The 24,561-nt window shown below is 70.0% G+C and carries 20 protein-coding genes; 3 read left to right on the forward strand and 17 right to left on the reverse strand.

Going from position 1 to position 24,561, the window contains the following annotated elements:
- Position 1: 1 nt before the first annotated feature.
- The 12 genes from KV106_RS07130 to KV106_RS07185 form a co-directional block, all read right to left on the reverse strand.
- Positions 2–2,488 carry a penicillin acylase family protein gene (locus KV106_RS07130; protein ID WP_261208395.1) on the reverse strand — a complete coding sequence of 829 codons (2,487 nt, stop codon included), beginning with the start codon at positions 2,486–2,488 and terminating at the stop codon, positions 2–4.
- Positions 2,485–3,651, reverse strand: a complete 1,167-nt coding sequence (locus tag KV106_RS07135) for an ABC transporter substrate-binding protein (RefSeq protein ID WP_057590621.1) — start codon at positions 3,649–3,651, stop codon at positions 2,485–2,487. Before KV106_RS07135 ends, KV106_RS07130 begins: the two co-directional genes overlap by 4 nt.
- A gap of 49 nt (positions 3,652–3,700) precedes the next feature.
- The gene (locus KV106_RS07140; protein WP_261208418.1) at positions 3,701–4,432 is read right to left on the reverse strand and encodes an SDR family NAD(P)-dependent oxidoreductase; all 732 of its coding nucleotides are present in this window, start codon (positions 4,430–4,432) and stop codon (positions 3,701–3,703) included.
- Between the two features lie 54 nt (positions 4,433–4,486).
- A complete protein-coding gene (locus KV106_RS07145; protein ID WP_261208420.1) occupies positions 4,487–5,299 on the reverse strand; it encodes a cyclase family protein in 813 nt (270 codons plus the stop codon).
- 32 nt (positions 5,300–5,331) lie between these two features.
- Positions 5,332–6,588, reverse strand: a complete 1,257-nt coding sequence (locus KV106_RS07150; RefSeq protein WP_261208429.1) for an SDR family NAD(P)-dependent oxidoreductase — start codon at positions 6,586–6,588, stop codon at positions 5,332–5,334.
- Positions 6,585–7,754 carry a thiolase family protein gene (locus KV106_RS07155; RefSeq protein ID WP_261208430.1) on the reverse strand — a complete coding sequence of 390 codons (1,170 nt, stop codon included), beginning with the start codon at positions 7,752–7,754 and terminating at the stop codon, positions 6,585–6,587. The genes KV106_RS07150 and KV106_RS07155 overlap by 4 nt, the downstream gene beginning before the upstream one ends.
- 301 nt (positions 7,755–8,055) lie before the next feature.
- Positions 8,056–9,684, reverse strand: coding sequence for an AMP-binding protein (locus KV106_RS07160; protein ID WP_261208432.1), 1,629 nt, complete (start codon positions 9,682–9,684; stop codon positions 8,056–8,058).
- Positions 9,685–9,700: 16 nt separating this feature from the next.
- Positions 9,701–10,186, reverse strand: a complete 486-nt coding sequence (locus tag KV106_RS07165) for an aromatic-ring-hydroxylating dioxygenase subunit beta (RefSeq protein ID WP_261208442.1) — start codon at positions 10,184–10,186, stop codon at positions 9,701–9,703.
- Positions 10,186–11,502: an aromatic ring-hydroxylating dioxygenase subunit alpha gene (locus KV106_RS07170; protein WP_057590628.1), complete on the reverse strand. Its 1,317-nt coding sequence runs from the start codon at positions 11,500–11,502 to the stop codon at positions 10,186–10,188. The genes KV106_RS07165 and KV106_RS07170 overlap by 1 nt, the downstream gene beginning before the upstream one ends.
- Positions 11,503–11,519: 17 nt before the next feature.
- Complete coding sequence (locus KV106_RS07175; protein ID WP_261208454.1) at positions 11,520–12,506, reverse strand: PDR/VanB family oxidoreductase; 987 nt, start codon at positions 12,504–12,506, stop codon at positions 11,520–11,522.
- 23 nt (positions 12,507–12,529) lie between these two features.
- Entirely contained in the window at positions 12,530–14,023 is a 1,494-nt protein-coding gene (locus tag KV106_RS07180; protein WP_261208482.1) for an indolepyruvate oxidoreductase subunit beta family protein, read from the reverse strand.
- Positions 14,024–14,031: 8 nt separating this feature from the next.
- A complete protein-coding gene (locus KV106_RS07185; protein WP_261208492.1) occupies positions 14,032–16,203 on the reverse strand; it encodes an indolepyruvate ferredoxin oxidoreductase subunit alpha in 2,172 nt (723 codons plus the stop codon).
- 198 nt (positions 16,204–16,401) lie between these two features.
- On the opposite strand from KV106_RS07185, the gene KV106_RS07190 reads away from it, so the two are divergent.
- The gene (locus KV106_RS07190; RefSeq protein WP_057590632.1) at positions 16,402–16,893 is read left to right on the forward strand and encodes a MarR family winged helix-turn-helix transcriptional regulator; all 492 of its coding nucleotides are present in this window, start codon (positions 16,402–16,404) and stop codon (positions 16,891–16,893) included.
- A 4-nt stretch (positions 16,894–16,897) separates the two neighbouring features.
- On the opposite strand, the gene KV106_RS07195 is transcribed toward KV106_RS07190, so the two are convergent.
- The 5 genes from KV106_RS07195 to orn all read right to left on the reverse strand — a co-directional run bounded on the left by KV106_RS07195 (position 16,898) and on the right by orn (position 22,817).
- Positions 16,898–17,707: an alpha/beta fold hydrolase gene (locus KV106_RS07195; RefSeq protein ID WP_261208505.1), complete on the reverse strand. Its 810-nt coding sequence runs from the start codon at positions 17,705–17,707 to the stop codon at positions 16,898–16,900.
- Positions 17,704–18,702 carry a 3-hydroxybutyryl-CoA dehydrogenase gene (locus tag KV106_RS07200; protein ID WP_261208507.1) on the reverse strand — a complete coding sequence of 333 codons (999 nt, stop codon included), beginning with the start codon at positions 18,700–18,702 and terminating at the stop codon, positions 17,704–17,706. The genes KV106_RS07195 and KV106_RS07200 overlap by 4 nt, the downstream gene beginning before the upstream one ends.
- A complete protein-coding gene (locus KV106_RS07205; RefSeq protein WP_261208543.1) occupies positions 18,692–19,765 on the reverse strand; it encodes an NAD/NADP-dependent octopine/nopaline dehydrogenase family protein in 1,074 nt (357 codons plus the stop codon). Before KV106_RS07205 ends, KV106_RS07200 begins: the two co-directional genes overlap by 11 nt.
- Before the next feature lie 202 nt (positions 19,766–19,967).
- Positions 19,968–21,890, reverse strand: coding sequence for a DEAD/DEAH box helicase (locus KV106_RS07210; protein WP_261208561.1), 1,923 nt, complete (start codon positions 21,888–21,890; stop codon positions 19,968–19,970).
- Positions 21,891–22,220: 330 nt separating this feature from the next.
- Entirely contained in the window at positions 22,221–22,817 is a 597-nt protein-coding gene (gene orn, locus KV106_RS07215) for an oligoribonuclease (RefSeq protein WP_261208570.1), read from the reverse strand.
- 56 nt (positions 22,818–22,873) lie between these two features.
- On the opposite strand from orn, the gene KV106_RS07220 reads away from it, so the two are divergent.
- Positions 22,874–24,142: a M48 family metallopeptidase gene (locus tag KV106_RS07220; RefSeq protein WP_261208583.1), complete on the forward strand. Its 1,269-nt coding sequence runs from the start codon at positions 22,874–22,876 to the stop codon at positions 24,140–24,142.
- Positions 24,143–24,190: 48 nt separating this feature from the next.
- Entirely contained in the window at positions 24,191–24,547 is a 357-nt protein-coding gene (locus tag KV106_RS07225) for a 4a-hydroxytetrahydrobiopterin dehydratase (protein WP_261208585.1), read from the forward strand.
- The last annotated feature ends 14 nt before the right edge of the window (positions 24,548–24,561 follow it).

The raw sequence follows: 24,561 nt of genomic DNA on the forward strand, positions 1-24,561 counted from the left end.
GTCAGTAGCGCAGCGTGCGCGTGGATTCGAGGTCGGCGTCGAGCTGCGCCGGAGTGAGCCGCTCCGGCTTGCAGCCGAAGTCCTGGAACAGCGCGAGCTGGTCGCCGTAGTGCCTGTCGCGCCGGCCGGCCGGATCGACGAAGCCGCTCTGGCCCGGCGCGGCCACCGAGCACATGCCGACCGCGCCCGGGCGCAGCACCACCCGGTAGCTCAGCGTGCCGCGGTTCATGTAGGGGCTGGTCTCGGGCTGCTCGTCGGCACCGGCCCAGGGCACGCCGATCGCGTTGATACTGGAGAAGCGGTGCCGCACCACGGGCGTGGTCCAGCGCGCCATGTCCGGGCCGCGCGCGGCCGACAGCTCGGCCACCGCGTCGGCCAGCGCCGCGCGCACCAGCGCCTGCGGGTCCTGCCCATGCAGGAAGTCGATGCGCTGCGGCACGCCCGAGGCCGGGCCCGCGAGCGCATTCCAGATCAGCTTGGACACCGCGGCCGGCTGCACGCTGCCCGGCGAGCCGCGCGGCGTGAGCGTGGGATAGCCGAGGTTGGCGTAGTTCGCGAGCAACGGCGCCGGCAGGTCCTGCGACAGCAGCCGGCGGCCCATGGCGGCGAGCCAGGCGCGCAGCACGGTGGTGGCGTTGTCGGCATAGACCGCGTCGCCGGGCGCGGCCCGGTTCTTGAAGTCCCAGCGCGCCAGCAGGTCGGCCGCACGGCGCACCGGATCGTTCTGCGGCAGCCGCGCCGCGGCCTCGACGATCTTCGGCACGAAGTAGCGCGCGTTGAGGTCGGCCAGCGCGGCGTTCTCGTTCACGCGCCAGACCTGGTCGGCGTCGAGCCTCGCGTCGCCCTGCAGCTGCGCATGGATCTCCGCCACGCGGTCGACGTGCGAGAAGTTCGCGCCGTCGGCGCGCAGGCCCGCGGCGATCTGGTTGTTCCAGCTCGCGAGATAGCCCTGCGCCGGGTTGAAGCTGCGCGGATTGGCCTCGAAGGGCAGCAGGCCCTGCCACTCCATGCTGCCGTCGCCGCGCGCGGGAAAGCGGATGTCCTGCGCGGCCGGCCGGCGCGGCTGGCTGCCCAGGCCGACGACGCCGATGTTGCCCGCCACGTCGGCATAGAACCAGGTGATGGAGGCGCTGACCCGCGCGCCCTGCGCGAGGAACTGCGGCCAGTCGCGCGCACGGGCCGCCTGGGCCCAGCCCAGCATGGTCTCGACCTCGCGGCCCTGCCAGCTGCTGCGCACGGTGTAGGCGCGCTGGTTGGGCAGGTCCCAGCTCTGCACGAAGCCGTGCACGGTCGAAAGGACCTCGATGCGGCGCGGCGCCTCGCCCTTGACGCGGATCTCGTCGACCCGCCGCGTCATCGGCCGCCAGGCGCCCTGGTAGCGGTAGCTGTAGCGGTCGGCGGGCGAGAGCTCTTCCTGGTAGCTGTCGTTGGTGTCCAGCGAGCCCACGGTCGAGCCCCAGGCGATGGTGCCGTTGGTGCCGAACAGCACCGGCAGCAGGCCCACGGGCGTGAGGCCGGTCAGGTCGTAGCCCGCGCCGTGCAGGCCGATGCCATGCACGAAGGACGGATTGTTGAAGCCCTGCTGCGGCCCGTTGTAGAGCACCGCCACGCCCTCGCGGGTGCGGCCGGGCCCGAGCACCCAGGCATTGCTGGCGGTCGGCATCTGCTCTGCCGCGGCGAGGCCCAGGCGCGCGACCTGCGTCGCGCGGAAATCGGCGGCCGCCGTGGGCGACAGCGGCGCGAGCGCCGCGTCGCCGGGCTCGGCGCGCGCGCTCGTGCGCGGGGACGGCACGCCGCGCGGCACGATGGTGGGCGCGGTCGGATCCTCCAGCCAGCGCAACTGCTCGTAGAGCTGCAGGCCCGCCGCGTCGCCGCGCGCCGCCTTGAGCTGCTGCAGCAGCGAGAGGTTCGCGACCTCGGCCGTGCCGGCGAAGAAGCGGTTGAGGATCAGCCCGATCCAGACCAGCGCCACGTCGTCGGCGGACCAGGCCGTGGGCACGAAGCCGTTGTCGATGAACTGACGCGGCATCAGCCGCGCGCGGTCGGCCAGCACTTCGCGGATGCGCGCGTTGACGCCGGCCGCATAGCCCTCGAACAGGGCGCGGTCGTCGGCGCCCAGCGCATCGATCTGGCGCCGGATGCTCGCCGGGTCGATGTTCGAGCGCGTGGCGGTGTCGACCGCCACGTAGTCCGGCCCGAGCACCTCGGCCACGCTGCCGTTGCCCGAGCGCCTGGCCATCTCGAGCTGGTAGAGCCGGTCCTCGGCCACCGCGTAGCCGAAGCCGTAGAACAGGCCGTAGGTGGTGCCGGCGTAGACGTGCGGCACGCCGTGTCCGTCGCGCTTGATCGTGACCTCGCCGGCGGGCGGCGCCTGCGTGGCGCAGCCGGCCAGCCAGGCCGCGGCCAGCAGCGCGCCGGCCACGGCCCGCGCGCGCGGGCGGTGCGATGCGATGGCGTTCATCGGCGAGGCGGGCCGCGCGGCGTTCAAGGCACCAGCTTCCACTGGCCCTTGTCGAGCCGCACCACCACGCGCGAGCGGTCGTCGGAGCCGTAGCGGTTGTCGGGCTTGAAGTTGTAGACCGAGTGCGTGCCCACCAGCTCCTTGGTGCTCACGATGGCGTCGCGCAGCGCGAGGCGGAACTGCGGCGTGCCGGGCTCGGCCTTGGTGGCGAGCGCGCGCTGGGCGGCGTCGAGGTAGATCAGCCAGGCATCGAAGCTGTAGGCCGAGAAGGTGTCGGTCGGCGGCGCGCCGTTGGCCTTCTGGAAAGCGGCACGGAAATCGAGCGCGATCTTCTTCATCGGGTTGGTGTCGGGCAACTGCTCGGCCACCACCACCGGGCCCGTGGGCGCGAGCAGGCCATCGACCGACGGGCCGCCGACGCGGATGAAGTCGGGGTTGATCAGCGAGTGCATGCCGTAGATCTTTCCCTTGTAGCCGCGCTCGGTCAGCGCGAGGTAGGGCAGCGCGCCGGGCGTGCCCGAGGCGCCGGTGATGACGGCGTCGGGGCGCAGCGCGACGATCTTGAGCACCTGGCCGGCAACCGAGGAGTCGCTGCGCGCATAGCGCTCGTTGCTCACCACCTTGATGCCCGCCGCGGGCGCGGCCTTGTTGAGCGCGTCGTAGACCAGGTCGCCCCAGGCGTCGGAGTAGCCGATGTAGGCCACGCTCTTCACGCCCGCCTGCTTCATCTTCTCGACCATCGCGCCCATCATCAGCGGCGCGGGCTGCGGCAGCGTCACCATCCATGCGCCCTCCTCGCCCGGCAGGTCGGCGTTGGCGATGGAGATCAGTGGGGTCTTGGTCTCGCGCGCCACGCCGGCGATGGCCAGCGAGCCCGGCGCGCCGGCGGTGCCGATGATGACGTCGACCTTGTCCTCCTCGATCAGCTTGCGCGCGTTGCGCGCGGCGGTCGAGGGATCGGAGGCGTCGTCGAGCGCGATCAGCTGCACCTTGCGCCCGCCGACCTCGGACTTGTAGGCCTGCGCGGCCTTGATGCCCTTGTCGTAGGGAATGCCGAGCGAGGACACCGGCCCCGACAGCGAAGTGATGAAACCGACCTTGAGGTCTGCCGCCCAGGCGTTCGATACCGCGAGCGCACCCGCGGCCACGGCGAGGCCCGCGAGGGCACGGATTCGGGTCATGACTGTCATGCTTCTTCTCCTGGAATGAGGGGGTGGGTGACGGGAACTCGGTGGGGATTCAGAGCGCGAGGCTGCCGACGCTGGTGCCGCCGCAGACGTAGAGCACCTGGCCGGTGACGAAGCTGTTGGCGGGGTCGGCGAAGAAGCGCACGGCGCGCGCCACGTCGGCCGATTCGCCGAGGCGGCGCACCGGCACGCTGGCGGCCAGCGCGCGTTCCTTCTCGCTGCCGGCCTCGACCACGTCGTAGAACATGTCGGTGCGGATCGGCCCGGGCGCGACCACGTTGACGGTGATGCCCTCGGGCGCGAGCTCGAGCGCCCAGGTGCGCGCCATGCCCAGCATGCCGGCCTTGGTGGCCGAGTAGCTGGTGCGCGTGGCCAGGCCCAGCGCGGCGCGCGACGAGAGCAGCACCACGCGGCCGAAGCGGCGCGCGCGCATCGCGGGCAGCGCGGCCTGCACGAGCTGGATCGCGCAGCCCAGGTGCAGGTCGACCAGCGCGTCGAGGTCGGACAGCTGGACTTCGGGCAGCAGCGCGGCGCGGATCACGCCGGCGTTGTGGACCACGGTGGTCACCTCGAAGCGCGACACCAGCTCCTTCGCGGCCGCGGCCGTGGCCGCGCGGTCGGCCAGGTCGACCTCAATGCTGTGCAGCTTCGGATGGTCGATCTCGGCCTTGCGGCGCGCGAGCGAGACGACCTCGTAGCCCTGCTCGAGCAGGTCGAGACAGATGGCCTTGCCGATGCCGGCGCTGCCGCCGGTGACGACGGCGGTCTTCGGTGCGTCGCTCATGCGTTCGCTCCCTTTGTTGCTCCCTCCCCCAGCGGGGGAGGGAGAAATGGGCCCTCATGACGAGGCTCCCACCAGCGCGAGCACCCGCAGCGGGCTGCCGCTGCCCTTCTCGATCTTCAGCGGCGGGCAGATCAGCATCGCGCCCGCGGGCGGCAGCAGGTCGAGGTTGCTCAGGCACTGCAGGCCGTAGCGGCCCGCGCCGTGCATGTAGTAGTGGCAGGGGTACGGCGGGCGCAGGTGGTAGCCCTGGCCGGCATCGGTGCCGATGGCCTCGGAGCCGAAGCCCAGCACGTCGCGCTGCTCGACCAGGAAGCGCACGGCCTCGGTGCTCGGGCCCGGCGTGTGCTGGCCGGTCTCGTCGAAGTTCTGGTAGGCCTCGGGGTCGTGGCGCTTCGACCAGTCGGTGCGCATCAGCACCCAGGCGCCGGCCGGGATGCGGCCGTGCTTCGCCTCGTAGTCCTCGATGTCCGCGGGCGTGAGCAGGTAGTCGGGGTCGTCCTTGACCTGCGGCGAGCAGTCGATGACGCAGGCCGGCGCCACGAAGTGCTGCACGGGAATGGTGTCGACCGAGTTGTTCGGCAGGTCGCGGCCCGAGATCCAGTGGATCGGCGCATCGAAGTGGGTGCCGGTGTGTTCGCCGCAGGAGAAGTTGTTCCAGTACCAGCCGGGCCCGCGCTCGTCGTACTTCGAGACCTCCTCGATGCGGAACGGCCAGCACTGTCCCATCTCGGGCGGCAGCGCGATCTGCGGGAACTCGGGCGTCAGGGTCTGGGTGAGGTCGATCACGCGGATGCCGCCGCCGGCCAGGGCGCCGGCCAGGCCCGCGAGGATCTGCGCCGGGGTGAGCGTGGGGTTGCTGGGGGTCATCGGGGAGCGCTCCTGTCTCTTTCGATCTGTCTTCAGCTGCCGCCGGCCGCGAGTTCGCGTTCCAGCACCTTGGGGTTGTCGCGCCAGCGCTCGAGCCACTCCTGCGCCACGTCGCCGGGATAGACGTCTTCCACGCCGTCGCGCAGCGCCTTCACGATCGCGCTGGCGAGCGCCGGGGCGCCGAGCTTGGGCGGCGGCATGTGCTGGTTCCACTCGTCGTCGATCGGGCCCGGGAACACGTTGACGACCCGGATGCCGGCCGGTCGCATCTCGGCGCGCAGGCACTGGGCGAGCGAATAGGCCGCGGCCTTCGAGGCGCTGAAGGTGCCGTGCGCCGGGTAGTTGCTCAGCGCGTAGATCGACAGCAGGTTGACCCAGGCGGTGGCACCGGTGGCACCATCGGCCGAGCGGCCCTTGAGCGCGGGGCCGAACTCCTGCGCCAGCCGCAGCGCGCCGAAGTAGTTGATGTCCATCTCGGCCTTGGCCACGTCGGTGCCGCGCCGCGAGGCGATGCCGAAGGTGCGATGCACCTCCGCGTTGTTGATGACGATGTCGACCTTGCCGCCGATGGAGCCCGCGAGCTCGGTCACCTGCCGGCCGTTGGTGAGGTCGAGCGGCACCAGCGTGACCTGCGGCAGCGCGCCGATGTCGTCGAGGCCGTCGCCGAGCTTCTTCCAGGGTTCGGCATGGCCGACCCAGACGATCTCGGCGCCGGCCTTCACGAGGGCGCGCACGATCGCCTGCCCGACCTCGGTCTTGCCGTCCGTCACCAGCACCTTGCGGAACTTGGGGTCGCTGGTCATTTCTCTGAGCATCCTGTCGTCGGCCATGTGTGCACTTCCTTGGTTCGGGAATCCGATCAGTACCGCCTGTCCCGCGCGGTCGAGCCGCGCGCCCACCTTGACGCGCGAGGGCGCCTCGCCGACCTCGCCGTGCAGGTGCACCATCAGCGTCGGGCCGGCATCGAGGTGCACCAGGCCCAGCCGCCAGGGCAGCCGTTCGCGGAAGAACAGGTCGTTGCTGTGATGCAGCGTGGTGCTGCTCAGCAGTTCGCCCTCGCCGTCCTGCTCGCGCCAGGCGAGGTGCGGCGACAGGCACTTGTGGCAGGCCGCGCGCGGCGGGTACTGCACGGTGCCGCAGTCCTCGCAGGTCTGCAGCTCGAAGCGGCCCTCGGCCGCGGCGGCGGTGATGCCCAGCGCGATGCGGCCGCGCTGCCAGGGCGGCAGGTTCATCTGCCGCGTGCGCAGCACGGGGTTCTTGCGCGGGGGGCGCATGAGGGGCATGGTCATTGGCTTCTCCCCAGGAGGACGGCGCCGGTGCACAGGCAGCGGTCGTAGGTCACCATGCCGAAGCCGGCCACGAGGCCCAGCTTGGCGTCGGGCACGCGGCGCGCGCCCGCGGTGTCGGTGAGCTGGCGGATGGTCTCGGTCATGCCGAGGAAGCCGCCCGCGGCACCGGCCTGGCCCGCGGACAGCTGGCCGCCGCTGGTGTTGTTGGGAAAGCTGCCTTCGCAGGTCATGGTGTGCGAGCGCACGAAGGCCGGGCCCTCGCCCTTCTCGCAGAAGCCCAGGTCCTCGAACTGCATCATGGCGATCACGGGATAGTCGTCGTAGGTCTGGATGAAGTCGACCTGCGCGGGCGTGGCGCCGGCCTGGGCATAGAGGTCGTCGCGGTCACGGCGCCAGCCGCCCTGCACCATCACCGGGTCTTCCGAATAGGCGTTGTGGCGTTCGATGGCGCCACGGATCGCGACGTGGGCGAGGCCGAGGTCGCACGCCCGCTCCTCGCTCATCACGAGGAAGGCCTCGGCGCCCGCGCAGGGCATGACGCAGTCGAACAGGTGCAGGGGCTCGGCGATGGGCCGCGCGTCCATGTACTCGTCGAGCGTGAGCGGCTTCTTGAACATGGCGTTGGGATTGCGCAGCGCATTGGTGCGCTGGTCCACCGCGATGCGGCCGAAGTCCTCACGCTTCGCACCGAAGCGCCGCATGTAGTGCGCGGTGATCATCGCGAAGATCGAATTGGGTCCGCCCGATCCGTAGGGATAGGTGGCATCGCGCGCGAAGTTGCTGAAGCTGCCGAGGGTCTGGCGGAAGGAATCGACATGGTTGGTGTCGGCCGCCACGCAGGCCACGACGTCGGCATCGCCGCTCTGCACCGCGCGCGCGGCACGGCGCAGGCACATCACGCCCGAGGCGCCGCCGGTGGGCACATGGTCGAGCCAGCGTGGCGAGAGGCCCAGGTGCTGGGTGACGCCTACCGCGGTGTCGGGGGCTAGCGAGAAGCTGCTGATGCAGAGGCCGTCGATTGCGTCTTTTTCGATGCCGCTGTCCTTGACGAGGGCCTCGATGGCCTGGCCCAGGAACCAGTGCGCTGTGAGCGTGGAGTAGCGTTGGTAGGGCACCGTGACGGGGACCGCTACGGCTACGCCTTCGTAGGATTGGCGGCGGGTCATTGTTTGGGCTCCACTTTGTTCGGCCGGGGGCGCGTGCACAGGACAGCGGGTACTTCCCTCCGCGAATGTCCCCCGCCTTCGGCTCCTCCTTTATTTCGCTGCGGGAAGCACCCACTGCCCTGTGCACGGAGGCGCAGCAGTGGTGCGAGCCGGTTCAACCTGCGCGTCCCAGGCTCACGTCGATGGGGTACTCCCCGCAGCGAAATAAAGGAGGAGGCCGCAGGCCGGGGGACATTCGCGGAGGGGAGTCCCCCGTCGGCGTGAGCCCGTCCCGAACGAACAACGCAGAGGATTTCCATAGTCACCCCTGCCTCTTCTTCAACCCACGCGTATCGATGCAATGCACCTGCCCAGGCAAACCCTGGGCCAGCACACGCAACTCCCCGCGCTGGATCTTTTGAGACGCCGTGAGCGGCAACGCATCGACGAACGCCACATAGCCAGGCGCCTTGTAATAGGCCAACTGGTCGAGCGCATGCGCCACGATGCTCAGCGCCATGGCGGAGCGGGCATCCTCATTCACCGCCTCGTGCAGCACGATGCAGGCCAGCACCTCGTCGCCGCGCACCGCATCGGGCGTCGCGGCCACGGCCGAGCTCTTCACCGCCGGGTGCTGGTTCAGCACGCTCTCGACCTCCACTGCCGAGATGTTCTCGCCGCTGCGGCGGATCACGTTCTTCTTGCGGTCGACGAAGCACAGGCTGCCGTCGGATTCGCGGCGCACCATGTCGCCCGTGTGGAACCAGCCATCGGCCCAGGCCTCCTGGGTCGCTGCCTCGTCCTTGAGATAGCCCGAGAAGAAATAGCGGCGCGGATCGGGGCCCGCGCTGCGCACCAGCAGTTCGCCCGGCGCGCCCACCGGCACGTCGGCACCGGCCTCGTCGATCAGCCGCAGCTCGACGAAATCCTCGGGCCGGCCGAAGGAGCTCGTGCCGATGTGGCGCGGCTCGTGGTTCGCCATCACGCAGGCGGCGGCACCGGTCTCCGTCATGGCCCAGGCCTCGACCAGCGGGAAGCCGAAGCGCTCCTCGAACACGCCATGGTTGCGCCGGTCCACGCCGGCACCGAAGGCCCAGCGCACCGCATGCTCGCGGTCGGAGGGCGACGCGGGCGCGGCCAGCAGCATCGCGGGCATCACGCCGAGGTAGTGGACGATGGTCGCGCCGGTCTCGCGCACGCTGTGCAGCCAGCTCTTCGGATGGAAGCGGTCGAGCTGGATCAGGCAGCCGCCGGCCACCAGGATCACCATGGTCGAGAAGGCCATCGCGTTCACGTGGTTGAGCGGCAGCGGCGTGATGATCCGCTCGCGGTCGCGCCGCACCTCGCACACGCCGTCGAGCCCTGCGTACCACTCGCCCGCGCGGATGAAGTATTCGTTGCCCAGCATGCAGCCCTTGGGACGCCCGGTGGTGCCCGAGGTGTAGAGCAGCGCGCATTCGGTGTTCGGGCCGACGGGTTCCCCCGCACGCGGTGCGCGGCCGCGGGCCGGCGGCACTTCGGGGTCCGAGGCCTGCATCACGTCGAGCGTGGCGCCTTCGCGCTGCGCCGCCGCGCGCAGGTCGTCGGCGCGCTGCGGCAGGCTCACCGCGAGCTCGATCCCGCTGTGGCCGATCAGGTAGGCCAGCTCGGCCGCGCGCATCTCGGCATTGATCGGCACCACGCTCACGCCGAGCGCATTGAGCGCGAACCAGTGGTACAGGAAGGCCGGCCGGTTCTCGAGCAGCAGCCCGACGCGGTGGCCATGGCCGTAGCCCGCGCGCGCATAGGCCTCGCGCAGCCGGTCGACCTCGGCCGCGGCCTCGCGCCAGCGGATGCTGCCGGCCTCGATGCCATAGCTCGCGGCCGTGACCGGCTCGACGCACAGGAACTCGGCCTCGGGCGTGCGCGCCGCCGAGGCGGCGAAGGCGGCATGGACGGTGGGATGCGTCATCGCGGTGTCCGTCCGTTCAGATGAAGAGCTGCACCGCGGGCAGCGCCGCGTCGCAGTTCAGCAGGTTCACGCGCTTGAGCGTCATGCGCAGCGCGCCGTCCTGCCACAGCAGGTGGTGGAAGAAGGTGCCGACGTAGAACTGCAGCTCGTCGCCCTGGCATTCGGTGTAGTGGAACTCCGTGCGCACCACGTAGCGGTTCGCGGCCTCGTCGAACTCCTCGACCGTGGGCGCCTGCAGCAGGTGGTGGCAGCGGCTCGGCGGCTGCTGCGAGAAGGCGCGCGGGCTCTTCAGGCGCTCGATGCGCAGCTCGCGCAGCAGCTTGTCCTCGTACATGTGCGAGGTGTGGTTGATGCCGTCCTCCTGGTCGGGAATCAGCGGCACCCAGTAGAAGGCCTCGTCGGTGAAGAGCGCGTTCCACTCCTCGTAGCGCTTGGCGTCGAGCAGGCGGCACTCGCGCACCACGAAGTCGACCAGTTGCTGGTGCGTGACGGTGGCGCTCATCACATCGTCTCCGTCATGTAGCGCGCCCAGCTGCGGTACTGGTTGCGCATCGGCAGCTCGCTGGTGCCGACGGTGGTGGCCTCGCCGCTGCGCTCGGCCTCGCCGTCCTCGAAATTGCGGTGCAGGCTCACCCACTCGTTGCCGCTGGCATGCAGGCCGGCCTGGATGCCGCGGTAGGCCTGCAGGTCGTCGTGCCCCACCACCGAGAACGGCGAGTTGATGAGCCGGCTGTACATGGTGGTGCGCTGCAGCAGCTCGGGCGGCGCGCCCTTGAGGCGGAAGGTCCAGCTCTCGACGATCGACATGCCGGCTGAGACCGGCTTGACCACGCGGATCGCCTGGATCGCGCCCTTGATCGTGAGGTTCGGGTAGTAGACCGTGTTGTGGCGCGCCATGCCGAGGATCTGCGCCGTGCGCTCCTCGCCGTAGCGGGCCTTCATCGCATCGTCGTACGCGGGGATCGCCTTGTACTTGCTGTGGATGCTGAAGTTGACGCCCGTGAAGCTGTGGCCGTTGTCGTAGGTGCGAACGCCCATGTCCTCGAAGAACTTGTAGTCCGACATGAAGGGCACGAACTGCTCGATCGCCATCGGCTTGGGCTCGTCGGCGGGCTTGCCGGCCCACATGGTCTTGGCGGTGCCGGCCGAGGACTCGTGCGCCACCATCGGGTGCATGGTGTCGTTGAGGTTCTCCACGAACATCTTCCAGTTGCACTGGTGCGTGAAGCGCAGGCAGCCGCCGGCGATCTCGAGCTCGCCCTCGGGCGAGCGGTCGGCCATGTTGTCGATCGAGCTCAGCGAGTCGCCGAAGTACTCCTCGAACGAGGGCCCGACGTCGTTGATCTTCACGAAGACGAAGCCGCGGTAGCTGCGCACGCCGGCCACCGGCACCAGGCCCTTCGAGGCCTCGCAGTCGTGCAGCTGCGTGCCCTCGTAGCCGTTCTTCAGCGGGATCGACAGCAGTGAGCCGTCGGTCTTGAAGGTCCAGGCGTGGTAGGGGCAGCGGAAGAACTTTCCGGTGTTGCCGCAGGGCGCGCTCACCAGCCGCGAACCCTTGTGGGCGCAGCGGTTCATCAGCACGCGCACGCTGCCGTCGGCATGGCGCACCACGATCAGCGGCCGGCCCGCGATCTCGTTGGTGATGTAGTCGCCGGGCTTGGGCAACTGGCTCTCGTGGCCGACGTAGTTCCAGGTGTTGGCGAAGAAGTGCTCCTGCTCGAGCGCGAAGATCTCCTCGCTGATGTAGAGGTCGCGGTGCACGCGGTCGGGCCGCACCAACGCGCGGACCGCATCGGGATTGCCTCGGTAGCTGGTCATGCGTGGACTCCTTGGGTTCAGAGGTCGAGCACCAGCCGTTGGCCCTTGGCGCGGGAGATGCAGATCTGGATCACGTTGCCCGCGGCCTTCTCGCGTGCCGTGAGCACGTAGTCGCGGTGGTCGATCTCGCCGTCGATCACGGGCACGGCGCACACGCCGCATTCGCCGCGCTTGCAGTCGAACATCGGGTCGCAGCCATGCTCGATCAGGCAGTCGAGGATGCTCTGGTCGGCCGGCACGGTGAAGCGCTGGCCCGACATGGCGAGCTCGACCTCGAAGGCATGGTCGCCCTCCTCCACCACCGGCGCGGTGAAGAGCTCGAAGTGCACGCGGTCGCTGTTCCAGCCGCGCGCCTGGGTCTGGGCCAGCACCGCGTCGAGCATGGGCTTGGGGCCGCAGACATAGAGCTGGTCGGCCGGGTCGCAACGCGCGAGCAGCGCGCCCACGTCGAAGGGCGCGCCCTTCGACTCGTCGTCGTGCAGCAGCAGGTCGGTGCCCAGCAGCTCGCCGAGCTCGGGCAGGAAGGCCATCAGCGCGCGGCTGCGGCCCGCGTAGTGCAGTTCCACCGGCAGACCCTGCGCGCGGCGGTGCGCGGCCATGCTCGCGAGCGGCGTGATGCCGATGCCGCCGGCCAGCAGCACCGCGCGGCCCGCGCCGCCGTGCAGTGGAAAGTCGTTCTTCGGCGGCTCGGCCTCGATGGCGTCGCCCTCGCGCAGCCGCTCGTGCATGAAGCGCGAGCCGCCGCGGCCCGCGGCCTCCTTGCGCACCGCGATCAGGTACTCGGCCGGTGCCTGCTGGCCGCCGGCGGCGAAGTCGATCAGCGAATAGTGGCGCCAGTCCGACTGCCCGTTGCCGAGGTCGACGCGCACGCGGATGTGGGCGCCGGCCTCGAAGCCCGGCAGCGCGGCGCCATCGTCGGCGCGCAGGCGGAACAGCCGGATCAGCGGATTGAGTTCGCGCGCCTCGGCGACGCGCAGGCGAAGGGTCGTGGGATCGGAGGCCATGGGTGTCGTCTCTTCTTCGTCGTTCAGGCCAGCGCGTGGCGCACCAGCGCCGCCTGCAGCTGGTGGCCGTGCTCGTCGGCCAGCGCGGCATTGCGCAGTTCGCGCAAGGTGGCCGGCGCGAGCGCATCGCCGGCGCGGCGCAGGGCCGCCATCACGGTGTCGTAGTTGCGCAGGCCGCGTTCGTGCGTGTCGCTGTAGCCCTTGACCAGCCGCTGGCACTGCGCCACTTCGATCGCGAGCTCGGTGTTGCGCGCGGCGGTGGCGGCGATCTCGGCCAGCCAGGCCTCGATGCGCCGGTTCTCGTCCGCGTAGCGCAGCGTGGAACGGCGCCAGCGGCCCATGCCGGCCACGGTGGACAGCAGCAGGTAGCCGTGCAGCGAACTGGTCTGCACCACGCGGCCCTTGCGCGTGAAGCGCTCGACCAGGCCGCGCGCCCAGCCGGTGCGCATCAACCAGCGGCCCAGGCCCGCGGGCAGGGTCTCGCAGATCTCCTGCAGCCGCGGATGCATGTACTCGTGGATCGCGAGCAGCTGGTCGGCCTGCACGCGCGACTCGTCGCGCACGCGGTCGAAGCGGGTCGCGCGGATCTTGAGCGAGGCCACGCGCGCCGTGTCTTCATAGGACATCCAAAGCGCCAGGTGGCGCGCCGCGACCTCGAGCAGCGCCGGGCTGCCGAGCGACTGCAGCGCGGCGGAGCGGTCGAGGTAGAGGCCCGCATAGGCCGGGTCCTGGTAGTCGATGAGGCGGCGCACGCCCTCGAGCAGCAGCGCATGCTGCGCCGGCGCGAAGTCCTTCTGCACGCGCTCGACCAGCGCGCGCACCGCGGGATGGCGCGGCTGCGGCGGCGCGGCCGGCGGCAGGGCTGCCTCGGGCGCTTCGCCCTCCTCGGCCTGGGCGCGCGCGAAAGCGGCACCGAAGGCGCGCAGGCTGGGCTTCACGCCGACGCCGCCGCGCTCGATGGTGGCCTCGAACTGGGCGCGGCCGAAGGGCAGCACGCCCGAACCCGCGAGCGCGCCGAACAGCACGGCGCTGATCACGCTGCCCGCGTCTTCGGCGGCCTGCGCCATGTCGAAGCGGATGAAGCGGTGCGCGGCGCGCCCCGCATGCGCGAGCAGTTCGCGGCTGTCGACGCGGCCGTCGCCCATCGCGCTCTTCTCGGCGATCGAATAGACGCGGTGCGTGGAGGCGATCAGCGTGGTGCGGTCTGGCGTGACCAGCCCGCGCTGCACCGCGCGGCCGGCTTCCATCAGCTCGGAGGCGAGCACCAGGTCGACGTCGCCCGGCAGCGGCATCAGTGCCAGCACCGGCTGGCCGCCGTCGGCGCGCGCGGCGGCCTCGGGGAACAGCTCCACGTAGTAGATGGTGGCGCCGGTGCGCTGCGCCACGCCGGGCACGGAGGTGGTCTGGGCATACCAGCCATTGGCCTCGCCCATGTCGACGATCCAGTCGGCCAGCACGCCACCGCCCTCGCCGCCCATGGCGAGGATCGCGATCTTGATCGGTTGTTGCGTGGTCATCGGCGCGCTCAGAACGAATAGGCCTCGCGCCGGCGCGCAGCGCCGCGCTGCAGCCAGCCGATGACGGCCCCCCGCACGCGCTCGCGCAGCCGGTCCCAGCCGGTGGGATTGCTGACGATGCGCGCCTTGTAGAACGAGGGGCAGAGCACGGCCGCGTGCGAGACGTCGCCGCAGTTGCCGCAGCCCACGCAGCTCTCGAGCACGGTGGCGACCGGGTCGGTGCGCAGCGGATCGGGATTGGTCTTGATCGACAGCGAGGGGCAGCCCGAAAGCCGGATGCAGGAGTGGTCGCCAGTGCAGGTGTCGGCATCGACGCCGAACTTCTCGCGCACCATGCGCTTGCCGTCGGCGATGGCCTTGCGCACCAGCGGCTTCTCGCGCCGCTGCTTGTTGAGCATGCACTCGGACTGCGCGATCAGGACCTTCGGGCCCTTCTCCTTGGTGGTCAGCGCCTCCTTGAGCGCGTCGCGCATGCCGGCCACGTCGTAGGTGCGGCGGATGGTGCGCACCCAGTTCACGCCCACGCCGCGCACCGCGCGTTCGATCGCGTGGCCGGTGCTGCGGGTGGCGTTGACGGCCTTCGACGACAGGATGTCCTGCCCGCCGGTGGCCGAGGTGTAGTTGTTGTCGACGACGATGGTGAGGTTGTCGCTCTGGTTGAACACCGCGTTGGCGACGCCGCTCGTGAGGCCGTTGTGCCAGAAGCCGCCGTCGCCCATCATCGCGATCGCGCGCTTGCCGCGCGGCGCGCCCATGGCGGCCGCGCCCGCGCCGCCGAGGCCGTAGCCCATGGTGGTGTTGCCGATGTGGAACGGCGGCAGGATCGAGAACAGGTGGCAGCCGATGTCGGCGCTCACGTGGTGCGGACCGAGCTCGCGCTCGACCAGCTTCATCGCGCTGAAGATCGGGCGCTCGGGGCAGCCGGTGCAGAAGCCCGGCGGGCGCGCGTGCACGCTGTCGGCCAGCGGCGCGGCCGGCTCGCTCGGCAGCTCGATCAGCGGGATCACCTTGCGCACCGGGGCCGGCACGGGCGCGGCCGGTTGCGGCGCGAGGCGGCCGTAGCGCTCGCAGAAGACGCGCGCGCCCTGCAGCAGTTCGGCGGCCGTGTACTCGCCGGCCACCGGCAGCATGTCCTTGCCGTGCAGCGCGGTGGTCACGCCGCGCTGGCGCAGGATGGTCGCGATGTTCTGCTCGATGAAGTTGGGCTGGCCCTCCTCCACCATCAGCACCGCGCGCTTGCCTTCGCAGAAGCGCACCACCTCGCTGTCGATCACCGGGTAGGCGACGTTCATCACGTACAGCGGGATGCGGCTGTTGCCGTAGACGTCGGCCAGGCCCAGGCGCTCGAGCGCGCGCACCAGCGTGTTGTAGCTGCCGCCCTGCACCACGATGCCGATGTCGTCGGCGCCGTCGGCGAAGAACTCGTTGAGGCCGCGCTCCTCGATGAAGCGCACGGCCGCGGGCCAGCGCTCCTTCACTTTTTCCTGCTCGTGCACGAAGCTCGCGGGCGGCAGCACGATGCGGCTCACGTCGCGCCGCGGGTTCTCGGCCGCCTCCTGCACCGAATAGGCGGCGCGGCGGTTGTCGGCGGCGACGAACTGGCCGTGCACGTGGCAGGCGCGGATGCGCAGCTGCAGCATCACCGGCGTGCTGCTGGCCTCGGAGAGCTCGAAGCCCTGCTTCACGGCCTCGACGATGCTCGGCAGGTTGGGCCGCGGGTCGAGCAGCCACATCTGCGACTTCATCGCGAAGGCATGGCTGCGCTCCTGCATGATCGAGGAGCCTTCGCCGTAGTCCTCGCCCACGATCACCAGCGCGCCGCCGGTCACGCCACCCGAGGCGAGGTTGGCCAGCGCATCGGATGCGACGTTGGTGCCGACCGTGGCCTTGAAGGTCACGGCGCCGCGCAGCGGATAGTTGACCGAAGCCGCGAGCGTGGCGGCGGCCGTGGCCTCGCTCGCGCTGTTCTCGAAGCGGATGCCCTGGTCGGCGAGGATGTCCTGCGCGTCGGCCAGCACGTCCATCAGGTGCGAGATCGGCGCGCCCTGGTAGCCCGCGACGTACGACACGCCCGATTCGAGCAGCGCCTTGGTGACGGCGAGGATGCCTTCGCCGCGGAACACTTCACCGGCGGACAGCCGCAGTTTCTTCACTTCTTCGACAAACGAACGCTCGGCCATGGCTTGCTCTTTTCCTGGATCGACGTCACCGTGTGGGCGGTGGCCCGTTCATGCATCACCTGCAGAAAAGCGATGAGTGCTTGTACGGGCCTTGGTACGTATACTGTTTAGAAATGAATCTATCCACAATCATGAATAACCCTAGACACGCAAGCCGCGTGCCACTTTCGGGTCGTTCGATGTGCATCGGGAGAACGCATGGGAAGCACTGAAAAGAAGCCGCAGCGCTTCGTCGACAACTACCTGCCCGCGCTGCTCGCGCAGGCCAGCCAGCTGATCTCCTCGGAGTTCCACGAGGTGGCGCGGCAGGAGGGTTTCTCGGTGTCGGAGTGGCGCGTGATGGCCTCGCTCGCGGGCGGCGACGCAGTGAGCATCGGGCGGCTCGCGCAGATCACCGTGACCAAGCAGCCGACCGTAACGCGGCTGCTCGACCGCATGGAAACGCAGGGCCAGGTCGAGCGCATTCCCCATGAGAGCGATCGCCGCATCACGCTGGTGCGCATCACCCGCAAGGGTGCGGCCAAGGTGGAGCATCTGATGCAGCTCGCGAGCGAGCACGAGCGCCGCGTGCTCGAGCCCTTCGGCCTCACGCGCGCGGAGGAACTCAAGAACACGCTGCGGCTGATGATCCAGCTGCATGCGCATGCGCCGTCGGATGCGGCGCAGGACGAGGACGACGAGGAACGCTGAAGGCTCAGCGCGCGAGGAAGTCGCCCACGCAGCGCGCGAAGGCCTCGGGCAACTGGTCGGGCAGCGGCACCATGCCGCCTTCGATGTCGGCGATGCGCACGCTGGCCGCGTGGCGCAGATGCCGCGCGAGTTCCTGCGCATGCGGCGAAGCGAACGGATCCTCGGGCGCGCGCACGATCAGCACGGGCTGCGTCACGCGATCGATGCGTTCTTCCATGCGGTACGAGGCCACGGCGCGATGGCCTTCCTCGAGCCGCCGGCCGACCTTGAGCGCATCGAGCACGAAGGCCTCGAGCAGCTCGGGCCGGTTCGGCGGATAGAAGCCCTGCCGCTTGCCCCACAGTGCCGCGAGATGGCTGCCGTCTTCGCTGGGCTCGACCTCGTCGATCGGCGGACGCTCGGCGCGCGCGCGGCGAAAGGCCTCGTCGGTGTAGGGCGTCGAGGACAGCACCAGCGCGCGCACGCGCTCGCCGAGCGCGGCCGCGAGTTCGATCGCGATCACGCCGCCCGTGTGATGGCCGACCACGGCGACGCGTTCGATGCGCAGCGCATCGAGCAGCTCGGCCGCGACGCGGGCCCAGTGCGCGATCGAGGCGGGCTCGCCGCCCGCGGCCGAATCGCCGAAGCCCACGGTGTCCATCGCGACCGCGCGATGCCGCGCGCCGAGCAGTGGCAGCACCGTCTCGTACTCGCGCCAGCTGCGCGGCGATTGATGCAGCAGTAGCACGGGCGGTGCATCGATGGCGCCGCAGCTCGCGTAGTGCACCTGACCGACCGACAGATCGGCGAAGGCGCGGCGGATGGCCGGCGTCATGGCAGTGTGCGTTCGGCCGCGGGCCGCCAGAGGCCCGCATGGCGCAGCATGCCGAGCGTGCGCGAGAGCACGTCGCGGCGATAGGCCGCGGTGTCGGTGCCTTCGTAGGCATAGAAGCCGCTGCCGCTCTTGAGGCCGAGCCGCCCCTCCTCCACCATGCGGTCGACGATGGCCGGCGCGGTGTAGCGCCCCTTGTCGATCGAGGCCGACATCTCGCGGCTCGCGTGGTGCAGGATGTCGCAGCCACCGAAGTCGATGAACTCGACCACGCCGAGCGCCGCGAAGCGCAGGCCCAGGCCGTGGCGCGTGGCCTTGTCGATCTCCTCGGCGGTGGCGGCCCCCTCCTCGATCATGCGCGCGGCCTCGTTCATGATCAGCGCCTGCAGCCGCGGAACGATGTAGCCGGGCGTGGGCCCGCACACCACGGGCAGCTTGCCGATCGCCTCCATGATCTCGCGCGTGCGCGCCAGCACGGCGGGGTCGGTGCCCGGATGGCAGCTCAGTTCGACCACCGGGATCACGTAGGCCGGGTTGAGCCAGTGCATGTTGAGGAAGCGCTCGGGCCTGCGCACCAGCGCCGCGAGTTGCGTGACCAGGATGCTGCTGGTGGTCGAGGTCAGGATCGCGTCGTCGCTGCAATGGGCGTTGATCTGTTCGAAGGCCTCGCGCTTGGCCGCCAGCGTTTCGGGCACGCCCTCGAACACCAGCTCGGCCTGCGCGAGCGCCGCCGGTGCCTGCGCGGCGCGCACGTACTGCACGCGCGCGGCGATGGCCTCGGCCTGCGCCGCATCGATCACACCGAGTTGCGCCAGGCCCGCGAGGCTGGCGGCGATCTCCTGCCGCGCCTCGTCGTGCAGCTTGTTCCAGGCCTCCTCGTCGCGCACGCGCAGGTCGACCAGCGCGATGCGGTGGCCCGCGTAGGCGAAGGCGATCGCGATGCCGCGGCCCATGCGCCCCGCGCCGACCGCGGCGAAGCGGACCGGCTCATTCGCCATCGTGCAGCCTCTGGCGCAGCGCGTCGGCCGACAGGTCCGCGAGGCCCAGGGCCTCGAAGCTGCGCGGCCCCTGGCGCAGGTCGCGGCCGAGGAAGCCGCCGACGATCGCGAGCAGGCCATGGGCGATGGGCGCGTCGACGCCCGCATGCCGCGCGGCCGAGGCGAGGAAGGCCAGGCCGAGCTCGGTGTCCTCGGTGATGTAGCGGTGGCCGTGCAGGTCGATGTTCTCGCGCCAGTCGCCCGACTTCACGAGCTGCTTGTGGGCATCGCCGTACATCCAGCGATCGTTGTCGTAGTGGTCGGCCAGCGGATAGTGCGGGCCGCCGTGGCCGAAGGCCTCGCGCACCGCGATGCGCTCGCGGTCGAGCCGGTCGGTCACGGCGCGCACCGCGGGCTGCGTGCCTTCGTTGTGGATGTCCCAGCGCTCGAAGTGCTGCAGCGGCGCGGCATTCATCACCATCAGCGGCGGATGGATCACCGGGCCGGCATTCATCAGCGCACCCGAGAGCGCATCGCCGCAGCCGTGCACGCTCGGGTAGGCCACGCGGATGGTGTCGATCGCCTGCGCGGCCTTGCGCGCCGGATAGACGCCGGTGGGCAGGCGGATGGCGCGGATCGTGACGTTGACCTCGCGCTCGCCATGCTTGCGCGCCAGGTAGGGCAAGGTGCCGGTCTCGGCCCAGGCCACGTCGGCGCGGTTGCCGGCCTCGCGCACGGTGCGCGCCATCACGTAGCTGCCGAAGGTGCCGGGCGGCAGGAACACGACCTGGCCGTCGACCAGGTGCGGCGCCATGGCGCGCGCGATGAAGTCCTGCGCGATGGCCGGGGTCGGCAGCACGATGAGTTCCGCATCGCGCAGCGCGGCGCCGATGTCGGCGGTGGGCAGCGCGATCGGCACCTCGCGCACGCCGCGCGCATCCTTGAGCACGATGCTGCCGCTGTCGATGACCGGCTGCAGCGCGGCCGCGTCGCGGCGCCACAGCCGCACTTCATGCCCGGCTTCGGACAGATCGGCGGCGGCCGCATAGGCCCCATGGCCGCCACCCAGGATCGCGATTTTCATGGTCGAAGGGTCGAAAAGCTGAGGTTGATGAACCGGCCACCGACGATGCGGAAGCGGAATACAGGACTGCGCGCGTCCAATACATTACTTTTCATCAATTCAGACGTCAATCAAAATCGGCGCCTTCGACTGCTCGCAAACCCCCAATGCAAAAAGCCCGCGTTCCGGAGAACGCGGGCTTTGCGAGCAGCTCGAGGGCCGATCAGCGGCTGGGCTTGAAGGCGCGCTTCTGCGCGTCGCGCGGCACGAACACCTTGCCGGGGCCGCCGGCGTGGCCCGGGCCCTTGCGGGGCGCGAAGCCGTCGTTGCGCGGCGCGAAGCCGCCTTCGTTGCGCGGGCCGCCGCTGCGGGCGCCGAAGCCTTCGTTGCGGCTGCCGCCGGCATTGCCGCGCGGTGCGCTGTCGCCCCAGCCCGGCTTGCGGCCGAAGCCGGCCGACTCGTCACGGTCGCGGCCGCCGCCGAAACCGGCGTTCTGGCCACCGCCGAAGCCGCCGCGCGGCGCGCCGCCGGCCGGGCCGCGTGCATTGCGGTCGTTGAAGCCGCTGGCGTTGGCATAGCCGCCGCCGTTGCCGCCGCGGTAGCCACCGCCGCCGTTGCCCTGGCGACGATCGCCGCCGCGGCCGCGGCCGCCGAAGTCGCCCTGCGGGCGCGATTGCGGCATGCGCTGCTGCGGCTCCATGCCGGGGATCACCTCGGCCTTGAACTGCTGGCGGCTGTACTGCTCGATGTCCATGATGCGGCGGCGGTCGCGGAACTCGGCGAAGGTGATCGCCAGGCCGTCGCGGCCGGCACGGCCGGTACGGCCGATGCGGTGGGTGTAGTCCTCGGCCTTCATCGGCAGGCCGAAGTTGAAGACGTGGGTGATGGTCGGCACGTCGATGCCGCGCGCGGCCACGTCGGTCGCCACCAGGATCTGGACCTGGCCCTGGCGCAGCGCCATCAGGCGGCGGTTGCGCAGGCCCTGGCTCAGCGCGCCGTGCAGCGCCACGGCGCTGAAGCCGTCCTGCTGCAGGTCGTTGGCGAGGCCGTCGCACTCGACCTGGGTGCTGGCGAACACGATCGCCTGGTTGATGCTGGTGTCGCGCAGCCAGTGGTCGAGCAGCTTGCGCTTGTGGGTGGCGTTGTCGGCCCAAAACAGCACCTGCTTGATGTTGGCGTGCTTTTCCTGCGGGCTGTCGATGGTCACGCGCTGCGGTTCGCGCATCACGCGGGTGGCCAGTTGCTGGATGCGCGGCGCGAAGGTGGCGCTGAACATCATGGTCTGCTGGCGCTCGATGGTGAGCTGGTTGACTTCGGCCAGGTCGTCGGCGAAGCCCAGGTCGAGCATGCGGTCGGCCTCGTCGACCACCAGGAACTTGACCTTGTCGAGCTTGATCTGCATCGAGCGCTGCAGGTCGAGCAGGCGGCCCGGCGTGGCGACCACGAGGTCGGCGTTCTGCAGGCGTGCGATCTGCAACTGGTAGGGCATGCCGCCCACCACGTTGGCGATGCGCAGGCCGCGGCAGTGGCGCACCAGCTCGATGGCGTCGTGCGCGACCTGCTGCGCGAGTTCGCGCGTCGGGCACAGCACCAGGGCGCCGGGCGTGGCGGCCTTGAAGTTGCGGTTGCTGGTCGGGTTGACGCGCTTGGGCCGCTTGGGCGGCGCTTCGCCGCGTTCGGCGGCTTCGGCCGTCAGGCGCTCGAATTCGGCGCGCTCGGCGGCGGCTGCTTCGGCCTGGCGGCGGATCAGCGTGTGCAGCACGGGCAGCAGGAAGGCCGCGGTCTTGCCGCTGCCGGTCTGGCTCGAGACCATCAGGTCGACGAAACGGGCCGATTCGTCGCCGCGGGCCAGCGGGATCACCTTTTCCTGCACGGTCGTGGGCTGGTGGAAGCCCAGGTCCTCGACGGCGGCGATCAGTTCGGGAGCGAGGCCCAGCGGAATGAATCCGTTGGGGCCGCGCGGTGCCTCGGGCGCGTCGGACGTCTGCGCGTCCTGATCGGCGACCTCGAGGACTTCGTTGGCCTCGGTGCTGGCGGCGTCGAGCGCCTCGAGCACGGGCACTTCGGAGGTGACAGCGGAGAATTCGTTGTTGTGAATCGATTGCACAGGCGCGAGCTCGCCCTGCGCTTCAAAAGCGTCGGTCATGAATGTCAAATTTCAAACGCGAGCGCTGCCGTGGGCGGCGCCCCGTTGGTGGTTAAAAACATCAACCATCCAACGACATTCAGCTTCCGGTTCTGAAACCCGAGGCTGCGGCCCTTTTTGATCGATCCATGCGATCGGGCGCGGTGTGCAAGATAGGGAGATGCGGGATATGCCGGCGGGGAACCGATTCTGCTCATGCACGCGCCATCCTTTTTGAAAGAATGGCCGGGCACCCCGGTCAGCGAAGCCCACGATTATGACATGCATCGGGGTTTTTACCTAATCCCCGTGCGCAATCGGATATTCGGCCGTTGTTCCGGCCGCCAGGCCTCAGTCGGTCAGGCGCAGGAAGGTCTCGCGGTAGTGCGCCAGTTCCTCGATCGATTCGTGCACGTCGGCCAGCGCCGTGTGGGCCTGCTGCTTCTTGAAGGCGTTGTAGGCCGCGGGCTTCCAGCGCTTGGCGAGCTCCTTGAGCGTGCTGACGTCGAGGTTGCGGTAGTGGAAGTAGGCCTCGAGCCTGGGCATGTACTTGACCAGGAAGCGCCGGTCCTGGCCGATGGTGTTGCCGCACATCGGCGAGCCGCTCTTGGGCACGTAGCGCGCGATGAATTCGATCAGCTGCTGCTCGGCAGCGGCCTCGTCGACGGTGGAGGCCTTGACCTTGTCGATCAGGCCGCTGCGGCCGTGCGTGCCCTTGTTCCAGGCATCCATGCCGTCGAGCACGGCGTCGCTCTGGTGGATGACCAGCACCGGGCCGTCGATGCGCGGCGTGAGGTCGGGGCCGGTGATGACCACGGCGATTTCGAGCAGCCGTTCCTTCTCGGGATCGAGCCCGCTCATCTCGCAATCGAGCCAGACCAGGTTCTGGTCGCTTTTCTTCAGGGTGGGGACCGCTGCGGCGGCCGTGGAGGCGGTGGATTCGGGCATCGAGGGATTGTCGCCGATGGTCCGAAGGGCTTGGGCCCAGGACTAAACTCGCGCGCATGTCCTATTCGCTTCTCTTCACCCTCGCCTTCGCCGCCGCGCTGGTGGCCGGCCTGCTCGTGAAGTTCTGGCTGGCCTCGCGGCAGGTGCGGCACGTGGCGCGGCATCGCGGCGAGGTGCCCGAGGCCTTCGCGCAGACGATCAGCCTCTCGGCGCACCAGAAGGCGGCCGACTACACGGTGGCGAAGGCGCGCTTCGGGCTGATAGAGATGGCCTGGAGCACGGCGCTGCTGCTGGGCTGGACCCTGCTCGGCGGCCTCGACCTGCTCAACAAGCTGCTGCTGGCCTGGCTCGGCGGCGGCATGGTGCAGCAGCTGGCGCTGCTGGCAGCCTTCGCGGCCATCGGCGGCCTGCTCGAACTCCCGTTCACGCTGTGGCAGACCTTCAGGCTCGAGGAGCGCTTCGGCTTCAACAAGATGACCTGGGGCCTGTGGCTGCGCGACACGGTCGTCTCGACGCTGGTCGGCGCGGCCATCGGGCTGCCGATCGCGGCGCTGATCCTGTGGATCATGGGCGCCACGGGCACGCTGTGGTGGCTCTGGGCCTGGGCCGCGTGGATGGGCTTCAACCTGCTGCTGATGCTGGTCTACCCGATGTTCATCGCGCCGATCTTCAACAAGTTCCAGCCGCTCGACGACCCGACGCTCAAGGCCCGCGTCACCGCGCTCATGAGCCGCTGCGGCTTCCGCGCCAAGGGCCTGTTCGTGATGGACGGCAGCCGCCGCAGCGCACATGCCAACGCCTACTTCACCGGCTTCGGTGCCAGCAAGCGCGTGGTGTTCTACGACACCCTGCTGCGCCAGCTCAACGCCGGCGAGGTCGAGGCGGTGCTCGCGCACGAGCTCGGCCACTTCAAGCACCGCCACATCGTCAAGCGGCTGGTCGCGATGTTCGCGCTGAGCCTCGCGGGCTTCGCGCTGCTGGGCTGGGTCTCGACCCAGGCCTGGTTCTACACCGGCCTGGGCGTGCAGCCCAACATGTCGACGGCGGCGCCCAACAGCGCGCTGGCGCTGCTGCTGTTCATGCTCGCAGTGCCGGTGTTCGGCTTCTTCGTCGCGCCGCTGTCGGCGCGGCTGTCGCGCAGGCACGAGTTCGAGGCCGACGCCTATGCCATCGCCCAGACCAGCGGCGCCGACCTCTCGGCCGCGCTGCTCAAGCTCTACCAGGACAACGCCTCGACGCTCACGCCCGACCCGGTGTTCGTCAAGTTCTACTACTCCCACCCGCCCGCCTCCGAGCGCCTCGCGCGCATGCTGGCGACCGCCTGAGCGCCATCTCTTTTCCGTCTCCCCGCACCTCTTTTCGAAAGCAGCGCCATGAGCACCGCCAGCATGTTGAAGATCAAGGACTGGAAGTCCATCCCCCGCAAGGCACTGAGCGCGACCGAGATCGTCTCGGCGCTGGCGCGGCTCGAAGGCTGGAAGCTCAGCGGCGACGGCGCGAACGTCGCGATCGAGAAGACCTACAGCTTCACGAACTACTTCGAGACCATCGCCTTCGTGAACGCGCTGGCGATGGTGGCCCACACGCAGGACCACCACCCCGACCTGTCGGTGCACTACAACCGCTGCGTGGTGCGCTTCAACACGCACGACGTCGGTGGCATCTCGGTCACCGACTTCGACTGCGCACGCCAGGCCGATGCGCTGCTGGCGGCCGCGCCCACGGCATGACCGGAGCGATCGCC

It is taken from the genome of Variovorax endophyticus, from assembly GCF_025376855.1.
GTDB lineage: Bacteria > Pseudomonadota > Gammaproteobacteria > Burkholderiales > Burkholderiaceae_C > Variovorax.

What these genes read in the sequence shown, in the direction of transcription:
- KV106_RS07200 (WP_261208507.1), bottom strand. Translation starts at nt 18,702, where the DNA reads ATGGCGAATGAGCCGGTCCGCTTCGCCGCGGTCGGCGCGGGGCGCATG.
- KV106_RS07150 (WP_261208429.1), bottom strand. Translation starts at nt 6,588, where the DNA reads ATGACCATGCCCCTCATGCGCCCCCCGCGCAAGAACCCCGTGCTGCGC.
- KV106_RS07165 (WP_261208442.1), bottom strand. Translation starts at nt 10,186, where the DNA reads ATGAGCGCCACCGTCACGCACCAGCAACTGGTCGACTTCGTGGTGCGC.
- KV106_RS07140 (WP_261208418.1), bottom strand. Translation starts at nt 4,432, where the DNA reads ATGAGCGACGCACCGAAGACCGCCGTCGTCACCGGCGGCAGCGCCGGC.
- KV106_RS07145 (WP_261208420.1), bottom strand. Translation starts at nt 5,299, where the DNA reads ATGACCCCCAGCAACCCCACGCTCACCCCGGCGCAGATCCTCGCGGGC.
- KV106_RS07135 (WP_057590621.1), bottom strand. Translation starts at nt 3,651, where the DNA reads ATGACAGTCATGACCCGAATCCGTGCCCTCGCGGGCCTCGCCGTGGCC.
- KV106_RS07205 (WP_261208543.1), bottom strand. Translation starts at nt 19,765, where the DNA reads ATGAAAATCGCGATCCTGGGTGGCGGCCATGGGGCCTATGCGGCCGCC.
- KV106_RS07175 (WP_261208454.1), bottom strand. Translation starts at nt 12,506, where the DNA reads ATGGCCTCCGATCCCACGACCCTTCGCCTGCGCGTCGCCGAGGCGCGC.
- KV106_RS07170 (WP_057590628.1), bottom strand. Translation starts at nt 11,502, where the DNA reads ATGACCAGCTACCGAGGCAATCCCGATGCGGTCCGCGCGTTGGTGCGG.
- KV106_RS07195 (WP_261208505.1), bottom strand. Translation starts at nt 17,707, where the DNA reads ATGACGCCGGCCATCCGCCGCGCCTTCGCCGATCTGTCGGTCGGTCAG.
- KV106_RS07160 (WP_261208432.1), bottom strand. Translation starts at nt 9,684, where the DNA reads ATGACGCATCCCACCGTCCATGCCGCCTTCGCCGCCTCGGCGGCGCGC.
- KV106_RS07190 (WP_057590632.1), top strand. Translation starts at nt 16,402, where the DNA reads ATGGGAAGCACTGAAAAGAAGCCGCAGCGCTTCGTCGACAACTACCTG.
- KV106_RS07185 (WP_261208492.1), bottom strand. Translation starts at nt 16,203, where the DNA reads ATGGCCGAGCGTTCGTTTGTCGAAGAAGTGAAGAAACTGCGGCTGTCC.
- KV106_RS07225 (WP_261208585.1), top strand. Translation starts at nt 24,191, where the DNA reads ATGAGCACCGCCAGCATGTTGAAGATCAAGGACTGGAAGTCCATCCCC.
- KV106_RS07155 (WP_261208430.1), bottom strand. Translation starts at nt 7,754, where the DNA reads ATGACCCGCCGCCAATCCTACGAAGGCGTAGCCGTAGCGGTCCCCGTC.
- KV106_RS07220 (WP_261208583.1), top strand. Translation starts at nt 22,874, where the DNA reads ATGTCCTATTCGCTTCTCTTCACCCTCGCCTTCGCCGCCGCGCTGGTG.
- KV106_RS07180 (WP_261208482.1), bottom strand. Translation starts at nt 14,023, where the DNA reads ATGACCACGCAACAACCGATCAAGATCGCGATCCTCGCCATGGGCGGC.
- orn (WP_261208570.1), bottom strand. Translation starts at nt 22,817, where the DNA reads ATGCCCGAATCCACCGCCTCCACGGCCGCCGCAGCGGTCCCCACCCTG.
- KV106_RS07210 (WP_261208561.1), bottom strand. Translation starts at nt 21,890, where the DNA reads ATGACCGACGCTTTTGAAGCGCAGGGCGAGCTCGCGCCTGTGCAATCG.